Raw genomic sequence first — 13,430 nt, forward strand, 5'->3', positions numbered from 1 at the left:
GAACCCTTTCCTCTCTTTTGCAGAACTGGTTTGTTACAATTATATTTAATTCGAAGCTGTAAATAAACAAGAAGTTTCTATCTTCGACCTTAGGATTATTGCGAGGAACAAATAGAATGGGTTTTTATACACTTCCAAATTATTGAAAAGAGCAGCTTTTTTCGCTGCTCGATTAAATGTTTAGTATTTACTTGTTGGTTAATTTATCGATATGTGTATTTTTCTGATGAATATAAACTCTTCATCTATGTCATCTTGATATTCCACGATTTGAAAAAGATCATCATATTCTAGATTAATGTCAAATGTTAATAGTTGATCAATTATATCTCTAGAAAGATTGATGATATCACCTATATTTATACTTATAGAATATCTTCCCACTCTTATGAACGTCATCCTCCCCATCTTTTCATCCTCAAATATTATAGTTTTATTTTTCGGATTATTCGTTATTAACATTGAACCTCCACCTTTACACTAGAATAAGTTATCATAAAATTCAATCTAACTTTTTTTTAATCCCACAAATAACTATAACCAACTAATAAAAATATTGTATTTGGCTCGAACCAGATACCGGAGATAATCGGCTGCTTCTGCAGATACGAGCCGAAAGCAATCGTCATCGCCGGACCTTTAAGCGCCATTGGCTGAAGCAATACATGCACCATCGACCCGTCCAACAGGCGGGCGTCGACGATCGGAGTCGACTTGTTCTCAACCCGGTTCACGTTGGCAACGACGGACTGGTTTAAATCTTCAAGCCGCTCACGGCTTTCAAACATCGTCGCAAGAAGCCAGGTCATTCTGCCTTCGCGTTCGTTGAACTTCCCACCACCTACGCATTCACTTAGAGGCGGGGGGATTCCTGGGTAATCCCTTCTATCGAAAGGAAGTTGACCAGGCGATCCCTGCCGTCCCGGCAGTTCAACTTCCTTCATTCCAACAAACGAAGTCCTTCCCGTTCGATGTTGATCGCCGCGTTGTGGTCGCGGTTATGTTGGGTGCCGCACATGGGACACATCCACTCGCGCACCTTTAAATCTTTCACATCCCGGTTTCGCTCGCCGCATACCGAGCATAACTGGCTTGACGGGAAGCTCTTGTTTACGGTGATGACGTTCCGGCCATGCCACGCGGCCTTGTATGTAATCATGTCGCCAAACCTGGACCACGCCGCGTCCGAAATCGACTTCGCGAGTTTATGATTCTTCATCATGTTCTTCACTTGCAGGTTCTCCAGGCAGATCGTTTGGTTTTCACGAATCAGCCGGATCGACAGTTTGTGCAGGAAATCCTCGCGGCAGTTTGCGATTTTCTCATGTAGCCGCGCGATCTTCATTCGGGCCTTGGCACGGTTTTTACCGTCCTTTTGCCGGCGGGATAATCTTCGTTGCCATAAGGCCAGTTTCGTCTCATACCCCCGTAAATAATTCGGATTGTCAATGGTTTCACCCGTAGAAAGGATGGCAAAGTGCTTAAGGCCCAGATCGATGCCCACGCTTTTCGTTTTGTCCACCCGAACATAGGGGCAGTAGAGCATTTTGCATAACACCGAGACAAAGTATTTGCCGCTCGGGTTCCGGCGAACGGTGGCGGATAATATGCGGCCTTCGATCTCACGGCTTTTTGCAAAACGCACAAGACCGAGCTTGGGCAGTTGAATCCTGTTTCCTTGAATACGAATAGCGTTCTTATTGTTCTTGGTCGTATAGCTCTGTTCGGACGAACGCTTTCGCTTGAACTGCGGATAATGATTCTGTTTGGTAAAAAACCGCTTAAACGCATCTTCGAGTGACTCTAGCGCGCTTTGAAGGGCGGTGGCATCCACTTCCCGTAGCCACTCGAATCCCGATTCGCGCTTCAGCAGCGTAAGCTTTCGGGAACAAGCGCTAAAGGTTAATGTCTTCCGCTCATTCTCGTACACTTGGGTTCGAAGGGCGAGAAAACGGTTATAGACGAATCGGCTGCATCCGAGTGTTTGGTTAATGAGCGTTTGTTGCTCCCGATCGGGATAGATCCGAAACCGGAATGCTTTGTGCAAGAAGAGTCACCGCCTCTCACTGGTATTCACTTCCATTATAGCACATATGTTCGTGTTTGTCGCGGGTTCGGAGTAGCAAATGTCGGACCACACCCGAAGCTGATTCATTCCTCCATCTACGCTTCGCCTAGAGCTGGGGGTCTTCTCCATTACTTATGATAAAAATTAAATCATGGTTGTTTAATAACCGTCGGATCATCCATCAGCGGCTGCAGCACGTCCAATCCGCGAAAAGAGTGGAATAATCTGCGGACGAGCCGGACTTTCTGCAAAGAAGTCAGTTCGGCTCCGCCCTTCCAATCCATAAACGTCTGTTCGACCGTACGCATCAGCGTTTCATCCGAAACGGACCCGCCCAAATTGATGCGGGAGCGTATCAAATCCCTAAGCTCATGCACCGTATCCTCCCCGTACATAGCCGCTTCCCTCCTTCCTGCCGAGCGCTTCGAGCAGCTGTTCGACCGCTCCCCGGTAGTGGGGAGCCGCCGACCAAATGTCCTGCTTCGGCGCGCCGCTCCATTCGTCCACTTCCGGCAGCGTGGCTGTAATCTTCTTCAGCAGCGGACTGCCGGCCTGCTGCTCGTTAGAATGCCGGGAGGAGCAGCGATTGCTGACAAAACGGATTTTGCGCTCGGCTTGATGAAATTTATCTGTCCATTTACGTCTGGCATAGTCAAGCGCCAGCTCAGTCTTGCGGCAAACCGTCCCCGACGGCGTTACCAGCCATACGACGGCGTCGCTGACTCCAAACACGGCAAGCGCCAAAGGATTGAGCCGGCTGTCCATATCCGCGATGACCAGATCGTAATCCCCCGAGCCGGCCAACAGCCCGATCAGCTTTACCGCTTCATCCGGTCCCATCGACATTCTTTCTTCCGGATTGACGCCGGGCGTAAAGTAGTCGGCTTTCATCCGGACACAATGCTTCCTTAGTTCTCCGAGTTTTGAGACCGCGGCATCCGGCTGAGTATGAAGCAGATAGAGCACGTCCGCCATCGCCGTGCCGCAGTCTCCGTCAAGAAGCAGGTTCGTCGCATTCCACAGCTCCAGATTCAAATAAAAAACCCGTTCGCCGCGCAATCCGGCCTGCCGTGCCAAATGCAGCGCAAGCGTCGTTTTGCCCAGCCCTCCAATGGCGTCGAATACGGTGATGACTGCGGCTCCATCCCCCCTGCTGACTCCCGCTTCCGCCAACAGCCTGCCCGCGCCGCCGTATACGGCGAGAAGCGATTGCAGCAAAGCGGGCAGCGGCTGAAACTGCGCCACTTCCCCTTCCGCTTTAGCCGGGCCGGAAACGAGGCGGGGCGACTGGAGCATCCAGCCGGCAATCACCGATATCGGCAAGCATTTCAGGCCCGGCCGCGACCAAATCGGCCGGATAGCCTCCCTTAAAATACTGGCGGAGCGCTTGCGGATTCGTAAACGCCGTTACCCGCCAGCTTTCGCCCAACGCGTGATCCCGTACATAATCGGCCAGCCTCCTCGCATATTCCGCTTCTTTGACCGCGAGAATCAAATCAAGCTTGCGCAATTCCCCACCTCCCAAGCACAAAAAAGCACCGTGAACCGACCAGCTTCGCTGTTCGTTCACGGTGCTTCCGTGTATACTGTTATAAGATTTGAGAAAAATATAGCATGTTATTCCATAAACCGTCAACATAAACGTTCCCTTTACCGATAATTCAAATTAGAGGAGCTTCTATCTGCATATGAATCCAACCGCAACGAAGATGTAGACGTAATTAGAAGGGATCGTTCCGGACGTCACCCGGTGCGTAATTAGCGGCAAGGCGGAACCGCTGCCTGAGCTCTGCACGCCGGTATAGCTTCCGATCGACCCAAGCGGATGGGAGCGAAGAGCAAAAGAACGTTTTCCGCTTGGGCAGTCCGTTATGCGGTTTCGATTCCAGTTTCAGATGAAAGGCGGTGAGCGGACATAAAACCGGCTCAACAATATTCTTTCCCGAAAGGCTGTCTATGGGGGCTTCTTGTGTCGCTCCCGCTCTGGCTGATCATTGCGGCTTTATTGATTTGGCTCAGATGAGAAAAATCTTCCTGTCGGAAACGGCTTCCGTCGTCTTAAAGCGGCGGCCATACGTTTCGCGATGAGAAATAAGAAAGTGTTAAGCGCGAAACGTTATACTTTCTTATGTGGTAAAAAAGGAGCGCCGGCGAAACCATTTCGCCGGCGCTCCTTTTTTATTTTTGAACGATTATTTCACAGCTTCCGTTACTTTTTTCGGCATTTTTTCCCAGTCTGCCAGGAAACGCTCGATGCCGATATCGGTCAGCGGGTGTTTCCAGAGCGTCGGCAGCAGCGAACCCGGAATTGTAGCGATATGCGCGCCGGCTACGGCAGCCAGCTTCACATGCTCCAGATTGCGCACGCTTGCGACGATAATTTCCGTGGAGTAGTTGTAGTTGCGGATGATTTGGCTCAGATCTTGGATCAGCTCGATCCCGTCCATGCCGATATCGTCAAGGCGACCTACGAATGGGCTGATGTAAGTTGCTCCCGCTTTAGCGGCCATCAAACCTTGGGCGGCGCTGAATACGAGCGTTACGTTCGTTTTGATGCCTTTTTGGGACAGGGCATGCGTTGCATACAGACCGTCTTCGGTCAACGGCAGCTTGATGACGACGTTCGGTGCCCACTCGGCAATTTCCAGAGCTTCTTTCAGCATTTCATCGGCTTTCAGGCTGATAACTTCCGCGCTGACAGGACCCGGAACGATGCTGCAAATTTCTTGTACAACTTCTTTAAAATCGCGGCCTTCTTTGGCAACAAGCGTCGGGTTGGTCGTTACTCCGTCTACAAGGCCAAGCTTGGCAATACGTTTGATTTCTTCAACATTAGCAGTGTCCAAGAAAAATTTCATTTTTGGTTCCCTCCAGAAATTATATATTTATATGCAATTTTCATTACATATCAATGTTGAACACGGTCCTTGCGGCGGCAACAGAACTGGGTCCCGCGACTTTTGCGATTTCTCGCGGCAAAGGGCCGTGAGCGCATGGGGCAGCGTCCGCGCATTGAAGCGCAGATCATACGCCACAGGCAAATAAAGACAGCATATATATTATTAACCGAAAACCGCTTTTTGCGAAACGTCACTTTTGCTAATTATTTGTTAAGCAGCGGTTTGTTCGGGAGATAGTGCGAAGAACGAATATAACGGATGGTGCGCGTTTTGGCCCGCATCACCATCGAATGGGTTTCGGCGCGTTGATCAGGCAGATATCGAACGCCTCCGAGAAATTCGCCGGGCGTTACGCCGGTAGCCGAAAAAATGACGTCGTCCGTCCCGACCATATCGTCAATGTAGAGCAGCTTGCGCGGATCGGTCAGTCCCATCGCGATGCAGCGCTCGGTCTGCTCATCGTTTTCGGGCATCAGCCGTCCTTGAATTTCGCCGCCCAGACATTTCAGCGCCGCAGCAGCCAACACCCCTTCGGGCGCGCCGCCCGAGCCGACGTACATATCAATGCCGGCTTCCGGAAAAGATGGCGCCATCGCTCCGGCAACATCGCCGTCGGAAAGCAGCTTGATCCGGACTCCCGTTTCCCTGAGCTCGCGGATGATATCTTTATGGCGCTCCCGGTCGAGCACCATGACGGTCAAATCGCGAATCGGCTTGCCCAGCGCCAGCGAAGCTTTTTCCACCGTCGTGCGGACGGGGTCATTTAAGCTGAGCTTACCGGCCAGAGCAGGACCGACCGCCAGCTTCTCCATGTACATATCCGGCGCATGCAGCAGCTGCCCCTTGCCGGCAACAGCGAGCACCGCCAAGGCGTTGTTCAGTCCTTTTGCGACAATTTCGGTGCCTTCCAGCGGGTCTACAGCAACGTCCACTTCGGGCCCCTGCATACTGCCGACCTGCTCGCCGATATACAGCATCGGAGCTTCGTCCATCTCGCCCTCACCGATGACGACCGTCCCCCGGATTGAGACGGAGTCAAACATGGAGCGCATCGCCTCGGTCGCCGCCCCGTCGGCGCTGTTCTTGTCTCCTCTTCCCATCCACGGCGCAGCTGCAAGCGCTGCCAGCTCCGTTACGCGTGCCAATTCCAAAGCGAGTTCGCGTTCCATTTTGCATCTCCCCCATCCATTGTATTCTTTTGCGCACAATCAGCTATTTTCATTCAGCTTTTCTATAATAATGCCCGCTGTTTCTTCAATTGCCCGTTCCGTTACGTCGATGACCGGACAACCAAGCGTATCCATCACTTCCGCCGCATAGTTCAGTTCCTGCCGGATGCGCTCCACCGAAGCATATTTCGCTTCAAAAGGAAGTCCAAGCGCCTTCAGCCGTTCGGTGCGGACGCGCAGAAGATGGTGGGGGTTCATGGTCAGTCCGATTACAAGCCGGCACTTGTTCGTCAGCAGCTCTTCCGGCAGCTTAACCTCCGGCATGAGCGGCAAATTGGCGACCTTAATGCCTTTGTGCGACAAAAATACGCTCAGCGGCGTTTTGGAGGTGCGCGAGACGCCGACTAAGACGACCTGGGCAAGCGCCAATCCTCTGACGTCTTTTCCATCGTCGTATTTGACCGCAAACTCGATTGCTTCCATGCGTCGAAAATAGTTGTCGTCCATCGAATGGCCGGGTTCATGCTTGGGATAGCTTCCGAATGTATCGACATAGGCCTGCATCATCGGTCCGAGCAAATCGACCGCACGCACGCCGCGCCTGCGGGCTTCTTCCACCATCATCTCATGAAGCTCGGGCTGCACGAGCGTAAAGGCGATAAAGCCGCCCGTTGCGGCCGCTTCCTGCACGATAGCTTGTACTTCGTCCTCGTGTCTCAAATTGCCGTACCGCTTCATTTGAACTCCATCCGGTTCAAACTGGCGCAGCGTAGCTTTGGCGACCGTCTCCGCCGTATCCCCGTTTGCGTCGGAGCACAAATAAATCACTTTCTTGCGCTTCATAAATCGACAACCGCCTCCTATTCCGCTCCCGCGAACAAATCCGATATCAGGCGAAGGATGCCCGATTTGGTCACCCATCCCGTCAATTCCGGCTCCTTGCCCCCGCCCGGCTCCAGCACAGGCAGGCAGTCCACCTGATGGGAAATCATTTTGTGGATGGCGTCGGTAACGGAATCTTCGCTTTCGGCAGTTACGATGTTCGGATAACGCGTCATGACCATGCTGACCGGGATCGTACCGGCAGCGGCATTGCCGAGCGTTACTTTGAGCAGATCCTTCGGCGTTACGATACCCAGAAATCGGTTCGCTTCGTTCACCACCAGCAGCGTTTCGGCATTTTCCAAATACAAGGTCACAACCGCATCATGGATGGACAGCGTATCCGTGACGTTGACGGGAATGCCGATCATCTCCCGCACCTTCATGCGTTTGAATTGCTGCAGCGAGGCATTTCCGAACCCGTAACCATTTCCGGGGAAATAACCGACCTTGGGCTTCGCATCCAACAATCCCAGCATGACAAGCAGCGACAAGTCCGAGCGCAGCGTCGGCCGGCTCAGCCCAAGCATCTCCGCCAATTGCTCGCCGGTTATTGGAGCGTGCTGCTTGACCAGATTCAATAATTCCATCTGACGTTGGGAAAGATTGATGCCTGCCACCTCCATACTACAAATACTGCATATCAATCAACATATAGTACGTATTATTTAGTCTTTTCGAGAAGTAATATATCATAATGAAGGATCAATATACAATAATAAAGCAGAAATGCTCATCTATTTTTCATGCAAAAAACCGCACCCCTCCGAGGTGCGGCGATCAAATTATTGCGTCATTTCCAGAAACTGCCCGATATCTGCCGTCGTGATGGCGACAGCTTCCCGCCAAAAGCCGGGTTCTTCCAGCTTCACGCCAAGATGCTTCGATGCCAGCTCCTCCACCGTCATCCGGCCCGTATCCCGCAGCAGCTCGACATATTTGGGGGCAAAGGAAGCGCCCTCCCGGATCGAGCGCGCATACAGTCCGGCGCTGAATAAATACCCGAACGTGTATGGGAAATTGTAAAACGGTACATCGGTCAAGTAAAAATGGAGTTTGGACGCCCAAAAGTGCGGATGAGCTTCACCAAGCGTATTGCAGAAAGCTTCCCGCTGCGCTTCCTCCATCAGCCGGCACAGCTCCTGCCGCGTAACCGTCCCTTGGCGCCGCAGCTCGTAAAACCTTGTCTCGAACAGAAAACGGGCATGAATATTCATGAAAAAAGAGACCGCACTCTGAATCTTGTCTTCCAGTAGCGCCAGCTTCTCCTCTGCGTCCGCAGCAGCCTTCAGCGCCGAATCGGCTACGATCATTTCCGCAAACGTGGAAGCCGTTTCGGCCACATTCATCGCGTATTCCTGGGCAAAAGGCGGCAGATCGTTCATCACATGCTGGTGATACCCGTGGCCGAGCTCATGCGCGAGCGTCGACACGTTGCTGGCTGTGCCGGAATACGTCATGAAGATGCGCGTCTCCCCGCTTTTCGGAAACGAGGTGCAGAATCCGCCGGGACGTTTGCCCGCTCTGTCCTCGGCTTCAATCCAGCCTTCCGTAAACGCCGTCTCCGTGAACGCCGCCAGATCGGGACTGAATTCCCGGAACCGCTCGCGGATAAAAGCGGCCGCCTCGTCGTACCCGACGGTGCGCGCAGCAGAACTGATCGGCGCTTCGACATCGTGCCAATCGAGCTTGTCCAGGCCGAGCAGCTCCGCTTTGCGTTCCAAATATTTGACGAGCAGCGGCTTGCCTTCTTCAATCGCGCTCCACATTGCTTGCAGCGTCGCCTCGCTCATCCGGTTGATCGCAAGCGGTTCCTTCAGTACGGAGCTCCAGCCGCGCTGCTCGTACAGCTTGAGCCGGAAACCGGCGATCCGGTTGAGCGTATCGGCGCACAGATCGGCATGCTCCGACCATTCCCGCTCCCACTCGCTGAAAGCTTCGGCGCGGACGCTGCGCTCCCCGCCCGAAAGACGGTTATTCATTTGTCCGGCGGAAAGCACCTTCGTCTCCCCGTTTTCTCCCGGGACGTTGAATTTGGCCCGAGACACGATCGTGTTGTAATGGTCTCCCCATCCGTGGTATCCGTCAACCGCGAGCTGTCCGGCCAGCGCTTCCAGCTCCGGAGCCATTTTGTCGCGCGCCGCTTCCCGTCTTTCCTGCAAATAAAACGAAGCGGGAGCCGCCTCGGCGGATTGCAGCCACGCTTCCCACTGCTCGTCTGGAGTATTGCTCATCCGGTCGTCGTAGCGGGTCATTGCGCTTAAAAATGACGCCATCACCGTCTGCACTCGCCCGTTCAGAACGCCCGCAGCCGCATCTTTCACATTTTCCGCCATTAGGCAACCGACAAACGACTCGGCCTGACGCAGCCGCTGCAGGATCGATTGGGCCGCCGACGTCCACTCGCTCAGCTGTTCCGCCGTTCCGCCCTTGGACCCGGGCGCTTCGTCCGCAGGGCCGGCAGCGCTTTGAAGCGACTGCACCAGCTTTGCCGTGTCGGCCTCAAGCCCTTTCAGCTCCGCTTCGAATGCGGCCGAGGCGGATCCGCCTTTGTAGAGCGAATCCAGGTTCCATTTCATCGGATACGTCGTTTGCATCGTTTTTCACCCTCCAATCTAAAATCTGCACCCAGTTCATTCGCATGTTCAATGGTGGTGCCGCATTACTTCGGGCGCCCGTGTCAGTTTGCACTGCTTCTGCTCTTCGGTGTATAACTAGATTATATCGGAATCGTTACCCGTTTTGCCAATATCATACAGGAACGAAGGTTAGGAAGCTTTCGAAGTGTTTTTGCTTACGCAAAAACTAAGCTTATGCTTTCGAAGTGTTTTTGCTTACGCAAAAACTAAGCTTATGCTTTCGAAGTGTTTTTGCTTACGCAAAAACTAAGCTTATGCTTTCGAAGTGTTTTTGCTTACGCAAAAACTTAAGGAGGTCAAAAAAAATGTCCAAGCCGCTGCAAATTTCTCCCGAAACCGCCCTGATGCTGTCCAAACGGCTGAATGTGCCGCTGGAGCATCTGATGCATATGCCGAAACATATTTTGTTGCAAAAAATGGCGGAGCTCGCCCGTTCGGAAAATGCCGGCAGCGACCAATCGACGCAAGGCGCCGGCTTGCCGCAAGAACCGGCTGCTGGAAACGGTTCTTCAGCTACCGGCGATAGCGATTCTCAAACGGCCGAAACGGATGATGATACACCCGAGGGGAATCGGGGCACATGATTCCGTTCGAGCGCGCATGGCCTTATGACGTTATGATGAAAGATGTTTTTGCTTCCTGCCCCTTTTGCGGCACGGATAATGTGCTGCTTCCATTAAAACCCCGCGAAATTAAAGAAATTTCGCAGGGTAAAAAGAAGCTGCTCGTCTTCCCGTGCTGTCACGGCAAGCTGACGGTGGTAGACGCCGATCAAGATTATTTGCTCACCGATACGGCGGTGCGCCGGCGGGGATAACGCCCGGGCTGGCATTTATTTCAAAAAATTACCCCTGCGTGCAGCGCGATAAAAATGAACGAACCGGCCAAGGATAGCCCCTTGATCGGTTCGTTTAAGAAAAGGAATTTTCAATATCGGCTCATTCATTAGCCGGGCATCGCTTCGAGATAAGAGGCGTCCTCCAGCCCCGCCATCTCTGCCCGGATAAGCTGCCACTGGTCCCTCGAGGCGCGGATCATCGTTGCATCCATAATGCGCTTGTCGTTTACGACGCGCGAGAACCAGCGAACCGCCTCGCTGTTTTCGCCCAGACGGCGGTGAAGCTCTCCGATCAGGTACATCAGTTTCGCATTGTTGAGCTCGGTACCCTCCGTCTCATAAGTGAGAAGATAGGCCTCCAATGCAAACCGCAAAAAGCGGTTCTCCTGCTCACGGTTGCCGCCGTACCGGTTAAGCCAGGCGATATGATGAAGCAGGCCCGCGATGACGCGCGCTTTCTCTCCCACCGCCTGCGCACTCAGCAGCGCCAACTTGTAGCAATCCATCGCTTTGGCAAGCGTCCTCTCGCCGCCATAGCTGCGGCCGTTCCAATGCCTGCCGATGATGCGATAATAGTCGGCTTTCTTTTTTTCGTTCAGAAAGGTCTGGCTGTTCTCTGTAAAAGCAAATCCGCATACCGGACAAACCTTGACGACATAAAAGTCCGGATTCGCGTTATTATAATAGCCGCAAAAATCAGTGTCGGTTGCAATGACGCGTTTAAAACTGGGCCGTACACGGGAAGTGACAAACTCCGTTTCACAGCAGATGCATTGCACTTTCGTCTGATAAAGCGGCTCCATGTCGGTTCACGTCTCCTCGGAAGGTTGATTGACAAAATGATGGGCGGGCCCCGACAACCTTTCGATCACAATTCCCCTCAATTCATCCGGCATGCCGATGTCCACAAGCGCGGAGCGCATGCAGCCCAGCCACGCTTCGGCGCGCTCAGGCGTAATGGGAAAAGGAAGGTGTCTCGCCCGCATCATGGGATGCCCATGCTGGTCGGAATAAAGGGCGGGTCCGCCAAAAAACTGGGTCAAAAATTGGTACTGCTTCTCCATTACCGCCGTGATATCTCCTTTGAACAGCGGTCCGATCAGCTCGTCACGTTGAACTTTCGGATAAAAACTTTCCACGATTTTCCTGATCGTCGGTGCACCGCCAATCAGTTCATATAGGCTATTATACCTGTTTAATGACATTTTGTCCTCCTATTTTTGGGTATTTTGAATTAAATAATTATCGGTATTTACGAACTATTGTCCTATTTATTGTTCATTTCAAACCGATGACTTAGGAAAAAGGGATCAACAAAAGCGATAAATGGTTCGCTTTGTCTCTTGGGACTTAAGTTTACATCGTTTCCTTCGGATTCAAAAGAGCGGAACGGCTTTCCTCTCCTCGCATGATAGCGCGTTCACAAAAAAAATGCCCGCTAATACGGGCATTTGTCATGGAATAAGTATAAAACATTAGCTTTCGTAATCCTCTTCTCCGGGGGCCATTAACGACTCGCGGATCACATAAACAAAGGCGCAGACCAGAATGCCGGCGATAATACTCATATCCAATCACTCCAAGCATGTCGAGGTGATTCTATTGTACCATAAACAGGACAGAAATACACCCCTTTTTGCAAGCGTTTTCTTTTAATCGTAAAAAATTTTTTTCTATTCGAATAATTCCGGACATGTCTTTCTCTTTCCTCCGGTTCATATATTGATAGAGCACAGGCATGTCTAGTTTCCGACATCGATTATTTACCCGTTGATTTGCAGGGAGGGATCGGTTTGCTGCGTTATCTCATTCGGCCGGCCTCCATGATCGCCTGGAGCTCCGCTTTCTTCGTTTTGTTAATGGCGGTATATCCCGGTTCGGCACTATCCTCTTCCGTTCGCGGTCTTGCGATCTGGTGGGAGGTGCTGTTTCCTTCACTGTTCCCCTTTTTCGTTATTTCCGAGCTGATGCTCGGGTTTGGGGTCGTTCATTTTATGGGCAAGCTGCTCGATCCTCTCATGCGCCCGCTGTTCCGGCTGCCGGGAATCGGAGGATTCGTCGTGGCAATGGGGTATGTGTCGGGTTATCCGGTAGGCGCGCGGCTGACCGCCCAGTTATGGGAGCAGCGGCTGATCAACCGCTCCGAGGGAGAGCGGCTGGTCGCATTCACCACCTCCTCCGATCCGATCTTTCTGATCGGCGCCGTTTCAGTCGGTTTTTTTCAAAATGCGGCGGTAGCCCCCGTTCTGGCTGCCGCGCATTACGGCGGGGCGCTGCTGATCGGTTTTCTGATGCGGTTTCATGACGCCGGCCAAATGTCGGACGAATCCGCATCAGCTTCCGGGCGTCTTCCCGCTTCAGCCGGCAACAGAACTGCACAAAGGAGAGCTTCACCAAGGCCCTTCAGAGAGGTGCCTGCAAGACGAAGAAGCCGGATCCGCGAGGCGTTCCGGGCGATGCATGAAGCGCGGCTGCTCGACGGGCGCAATATGGGCGAGCTGCTGAGGGACGCCGTGCAATCGGGACTGCGGCTGATGATCGTCGTCGGCGGCCTGGTCGTCTTTTTTTCGGTCATTATGGAAGTGCTTCGCCAAACCGGGTTTGTCGGGGCGATAGCTGGAGCGGTTCGCTATCTGCTCAAGCTGATCAGCCTGCCGCAGGCGCTCACCGACCCGATTGTGAACGGGCTGTTCGAAGTGACGCTCGGCTCCAAATCCGCCGGTGAAGCCGATACCGGACTGATGCACCGGACGGCTGCCGCCGCATGGGTCTTATCGTGGGCGGGATTATCGGTCCATGCGCAAATTGCCAGTTTGCTCAGCCGGACCGATCTCCGCTACAAGCCGTTTTTGACCGCCAGATTGATTCACGGCCTGATCGCCTCCGCTCTCGTTTATTTGCTGTGGCGCTGGCTGGGACCGTGACCGTTTGAAA

The 13,430-nt window shown here is 52.8% G+C and carries 14 protein-coding genes and 1 pseudogene; 3 read left to right on the plus strand and 12 right to left on the minus strand.

All coding sequences use genetic code 11. The features are described 5' to 3' along the window. Positions 1 to 518 precede the first annotated feature (518 nt). The 10 genes from VN24_RS28660 to VN24_RS02960 all read right to left on the minus strand — a co-directional run bounded on the left by VN24_RS28660 (position 519) and on the right by VN24_RS02960 (position 9,616). Positions 519 to 944 carry a hypothetical protein gene (locus tag VN24_RS28660; RefSeq protein ID WP_193790095.1) on the minus strand — a complete coding sequence of 142 codons (426 nt, stop codon included), beginning with the start codon at positions 942 to 944 and terminating at the stop codon, positions 519 to 521. Then, positions 941 to 2,047 carry an IS200/IS605 family element RNA-guided endonuclease TnpB gene (tnpB, locus tag VN24_RS02920; protein WP_045669210.1) on the minus strand — a complete coding sequence of 369 codons (1,107 nt, stop codon included), beginning with the start codon at positions 2,045 to 2,047 and terminating at the stop codon, positions 941 to 943. The genes VN24_RS28660 and tnpB overlap by 4 nt, the downstream gene beginning before the upstream one ends. 170 nt (positions 2,048 to 2,217) lie before the next feature. Continuing rightward, a complete protein-coding gene (locus VN24_RS02925) occupies positions 2,218 to 2,463 on the minus strand; it encodes a hypothetical protein (RefSeq protein WP_045669211.1) in 246 nt (81 codons plus the stop codon). After that, complete coding sequence (locus tag VN24_RS02930) at positions 2,438 to 3,391, minus strand: CpaE/TadZ family protein (protein WP_158453638.1); 954 nt, start codon at positions 3,389 to 3,391, stop codon at positions 2,438 to 2,440. The genes VN24_RS02925 and VN24_RS02930 overlap by 26 nt, the downstream gene beginning before the upstream one ends. Next, a complete protein-coding gene (locus VN24_RS02935; protein WP_045669213.1) occupies positions 3,327 to 3,578 on the minus strand; it encodes a hypothetical protein in 252 nt (83 codons plus the stop codon). The genes VN24_RS02930 and VN24_RS02935 overlap by 65 nt, the downstream gene beginning before the upstream one ends. Positions 3,579 to 4,260: 682 nt before the next feature. Continuing rightward, positions 4,261 to 4,926, minus strand: a complete 666-nt coding sequence (gene fsa, locus VN24_RS02940) for a fructose-6-phosphate aldolase (RefSeq protein ID WP_045669214.1) — start codon at positions 4,924 to 4,926, stop codon at positions 4,261 to 4,263. Between the two features lie 245 nt (positions 4,927 to 5,171). Continuing rightward, positions 5,172 to 6,137: a class II fructose-bisphosphatase gene (gene glpX, locus VN24_RS02945; protein ID WP_045669215.1), complete on the minus strand. Its 966-nt coding sequence runs from the start codon at positions 6,135 to 6,137 to the stop codon at positions 5,172 to 5,174. A gap of 39 nt (positions 6,138 to 6,176) precedes the next feature. Then, positions 6,177 to 6,980, minus strand: a complete 804-nt coding sequence (locus tag VN24_RS02950; RefSeq protein ID WP_045669216.1) for a pyruvate, water dikinase regulatory protein — start codon at positions 6,978 to 6,980, stop codon at positions 6,177 to 6,179. A gap of 17 nt (positions 6,981 to 6,997) precedes the next feature. Continuing rightward, positions 6,998 to 7,645: a CBS domain-containing protein gene (locus tag VN24_RS02955; protein WP_238590812.1), complete on the minus strand. Its 648-nt coding sequence runs from the start codon at positions 7,643 to 7,645 to the stop codon at positions 6,998 to 7,000. Between the two features lie 159 nt (positions 7,646 to 7,804). Continuing rightward, positions 7,805 to 9,616, minus strand: coding sequence for a M3 family oligoendopeptidase (locus VN24_RS02960; RefSeq protein WP_045669218.1), 1,812 nt, complete (start codon positions 9,614 to 9,616; stop codon positions 7,805 to 7,807). A gap of 347 nt (positions 9,617 to 9,963) precedes the next feature. Here VN24_RS02960 and VN24_RS28020 point away from each other — a divergent pair. Beyond that, a pseudogene (locus VN24_RS28020) lies at positions 9,964 to 10,104 on the plus strand (YycC family protein); the annotation flags it as partial. A gap of 134 nt (positions 10,105 to 10,238) precedes the next feature. Then, positions 10,239 to 10,475, plus strand: a complete 237-nt coding sequence (locus VN24_RS02970; protein WP_045669219.1) for a hypothetical protein — start codon at positions 10,239 to 10,241, stop codon at positions 10,473 to 10,475. A gap of 128 nt (positions 10,476 to 10,603) precedes the next feature. Here the strand turns inward: VN24_RS02970 and VN24_RS02975 are convergent, their stop codons facing one another. Both VN24_RS02975 and VN24_RS02980 read right to left on the minus strand, forming a co-directional pair. Next, on the minus strand, positions 10,604 to 11,299 hold the full coding sequence (locus VN24_RS02975) for a DUF2225 domain-containing protein (RefSeq protein ID WP_045669220.1): 696 nt from the start codon (positions 11,297 to 11,299) through the stop codon (positions 10,604 to 10,606). A gap of 6 nt (positions 11,300 to 11,305) precedes the next feature. Then, positions 11,306 to 11,701, minus strand: a complete 396-nt coding sequence (locus tag VN24_RS02980; RefSeq protein ID WP_045669221.1) for a globin domain-containing protein — start codon at positions 11,699 to 11,701, stop codon at positions 11,306 to 11,308. Positions 11,702 to 12,319: 618 nt separating this feature from the next. Here VN24_RS02980 and ylbJ point away from each other — a divergent pair. Further along, positions 12,320 to 13,420 carry a sporulation integral membrane protein YlbJ gene (ylbJ, locus tag VN24_RS02985; protein WP_045672905.1) on the plus strand — a complete coding sequence of 367 codons (1,101 nt, stop codon included), beginning with the start codon at positions 12,320 to 12,322 and terminating at the stop codon, positions 13,418 to 13,420. The last annotated feature ends 10 nt before the right edge of the window (positions 13,421 to 13,430 follow it).

The organism is Paenibacillus beijingensis, from assembly GCF_000961095.1.
In the GTDB taxonomy this organism is placed as follows: domain Bacteria; phylum Bacillota; class Bacilli; order Paenibacillales; family Paenibacillaceae; genus Paenibacillus_O; species Paenibacillus_O beijingensis.

Coding starts and splice junctions, on each gene's coding strand:
- VN24_RS28660 (WP_193790095.1), bottom strand. CDS start 944: ATGAAGGAAGTTGAACTGCCGGGACGGCAGGGATCGCCTGGTCAACTT.
- VN24_RS02925 (WP_045669211.1), bottom strand. CDS start 2,463: ATGTACGGGGAGGATACGGTGCATGAGCTTAGGGATTTGATACGCTCC.
- fsa (WP_045669214.1), bottom strand. CDS start 4,926: ATGAAATTTTTCTTGGACACTGCTAATGTTGAAGAAATCAAACGTATT.
- glpX (WP_045669215.1), bottom strand. CDS start 6,137: ATGGAACGCGAACTCGCTTTGGAATTGGCACGCGTAACGGAGCTGGCA.
- VN24_RS02950 (WP_045669216.1), bottom strand. CDS start 6,980: ATGAAGCGCAAGAAAGTGATTTATTTGTGCTCCGACGCAAACGGGGAT.
- VN24_RS02955 (WP_238590812.1), bottom strand. CDS start 7,645: ATGGAGGTGGCAGGCATCAATCTTTCCCAACGTCAGATGGAATTATTG.
- VN24_RS02960 (WP_045669218.1), bottom strand. CDS start 9,616: ATGCAAACGACGTATCCGATGAAATGGAACCTGGATTCGCTCTACAAA.
- VN24_RS02970 (WP_045669219.1), top strand. CDS start 10,239: ATGATTCCGTTCGAGCGCGCATGGCCTTATGACGTTATGATGAAAGAT.
- VN24_RS02975 (WP_045669220.1), bottom strand. CDS start 11,299: ATGGAGCCGCTTTATCAGACGAAAGTGCAATGCATCTGCTGTGAAACG.
- VN24_RS02980 (WP_045669221.1), bottom strand. CDS start 11,701: ATGTCATTAAACAGGTATAATAGCCTATATGAACTGATTGGCGGTGCA.
- ylbJ (WP_045672905.1), top strand. CDS start 12,320: ATGATCGCCTGGAGCTCCGCTTTCTTCGTTTTGTTAATGGCGGTATAT.